2 protein-coding genes and 1 pseudogene are annotated in these 2060 nt (G+C 65.1%); all 3 read right to left on the reverse strand.

Going from position 1 to position 2060, the window contains the following annotated elements:
- Positions 1–284 (reverse strand): deoxyhypusine synthase family protein (locus Q0588_RS12965; RefSeq protein ID WP_298746825.1); only part of this gene is annotated, 284 nt, incomplete at its 3' end.
- Between the two features lie 51 nt (positions 285–335).
- Positions 336–698: pseudogene (locus Q0588_RS16055) on the reverse strand (four helix bundle protein).
- 39 nt (positions 699–737) lie between these two features.
- Positions 738–2018 (reverse strand): type III PLP-dependent enzyme, encoded by a 1281-nt coding sequence (locus tag Q0588_RS12970; protein WP_298746828.1) that lies wholly within the window; start codon positions 2016–2018, stop codon positions 738–740.
- Positions 2019–2060: the final 42 nt, after the last annotated feature.

The raw sequence follows: 2060 nt of genomic DNA on the forward strand, positions 1-2060 counted from the left end.
GTGGCGACCACGGCGTCGACCATGCCGAACTTCACCATGTCGCGGTAGACGTGCATGCAGCCGCCGGCCGAGGTCGAGCCGGCCAGGATCAGCCACGGTGAACAGTCCTTGTCCTCCAGCGCCATGTTGAAGATGTCGGCGGCCCGGGCCGTGTCGCGGCTGGAGAACGACATCTTGCGCATGGCGTCGATGATCGGCCGGGCGTCGAAACTGGTGATGTCGACGTGCTCCACCGTGTTCTGGAGCAGCCGGGCCTTCTGGTTGGTCTGGACGGGTGCGTTCATGGCGTGACTCGTGAATCGTGAAACGTGAGTTATGAAATGCGTTCAGCGTTGCTAACGTTGCCTAAGTCTGGTTGTGAGAACCGAGAGCATGCGTCCGATCCGCTCCATGTCTGCAAGCAATGGCGCGAGTTGGTCGGTTGTCAGATAGCCAAGGCGTCCGGCGATGAGGAGATGGGTTTCCGCTTCAGCGAGCGATCCTCGAGCTATGCCGATGAATTGGATGAACTCTCCCGTTCCCTTTCAGCCCGCGCCCTCCGCGATGTTCGCCGCCACACTGACAGCAGAACGACGCACCTGACTGGTTAGGCCAAACCGTTCATCGGAAGGCCACGAGGTCGAGCACCGATAGACCACCTCAACCCAGTCCAGAGACAATTTCCAGACATCAAGATCGCGGTGGGTCTCCACGCTCACTCCTTCCAATCACGCCTCACGGATCACGCCTCACGACGATCACCGCCGCCGCTGCTTGCGCTGGCCGGCCCTGCCCTTGGGCCGCGACAGGCGAACCACCTTGCGGGCCTGCTCCTCGGCCGTGGTGCGCACGGTCGGGATCGAGCGGGGCGCGAGGCCGTACAGCGAGGCCATCGGGGCGTCCTCGACCGCGGCGAGATCGTGTTCGCCATAGCCGTTGAAGCCGGTCGACATGGCCACGCCATAGGCGCCCAGCATGCCGATCTCGATGAAGTCGCCCTCCTGCACATCGGCCGGCAGCCAGAACGGGCCCGGCATGTGGTCGATGCTGTCGCAGGTCGGGCCGTAGAAGCGGAACGGCTTCAGCTCGGCCGAGGCCGCGCCCCCTTGAATGGAATCTGGCCGGACCAGCTTGGTCGGGAAGGGCCAGCGCGAATGGGTGGCGTCGAACAGCGAGCCGTAGGAGCCGTCGTTCAGATACAGGGCGTCGCCCTTGCGCAAATCCACCCGGCACAGCACCGACGACGACTCGGCCACCAGCGCCCGGCCGGGTTCGCACCACAGTTCCGTGGTCTCCGGCACCGGCATCTCGTTGAAGCCGCGATGGATGGCGTCGGCGTATTCACCCATGTCCGGCGGGACCATGCCCGGGTACACGGATGGAAAGCCGCCGCCGACATCGACGATGTCCACGAAGACGCCCGCCCTGGAGATCGCACGGCCGACCTGGGCCATCGCCGCTTCGTATGCGGACGGTCGCATGCACTGCGAACCGACGTGGAAGCAGACGCCCATCAGACCGTCCACAACCGCCTGGCGGGTGGCCAGCAGCAGGGACGGGGCCTGGTCGACCGACACGCCGAACTTGCCAGACAACGAGTAGGCCGCGCCGTCGGCCGAGACGGTCATGCGCACCAGCAGGTTCAGATCGCGCGCATCGCCGGTGGCGTCGAGAATCTTGACCAGCTCGTCATGGCTGTCCAGCGCGAAGGTGCGGACGCCATGGTCGAAATAGGCGCGGGTGATGGCCCCCCGGCTCTTGACCGGATGCATGAAGGCCAGGCGCGCGTCGGCGCTGACCGAACGAACCAGTTCGATCTCGGCCAGCGAGGCGACGTCGAAACCGGTGACCCCCGCCTCGACCAGGGTCTCGATGACCCAGGGCGAGGGATTGGCCTTCACCGCATAGAAGACGTCAGCGTTCAGATTGTCCTGGAACCAGCGCGCCGCTACGGAAACCGAACGCGGCCGCACGAGGGCGACGGGACGCTCGGGGGACCGCTCGCGGACCAGGTCCAGGGGAAACTGGTACGTGCGCAATTCACGTAACCCCCTGCAAATTGTGAAACCCAGACCGGCGTT

Source organism: uncultured Brevundimonas sp. (assembly GCF_937870815.1).
In the GTDB taxonomy this organism is placed as follows: Bacteria; Pseudomonadota; Alphaproteobacteria; order Caulobacterales; family Caulobacteraceae; genus Brevundimonas.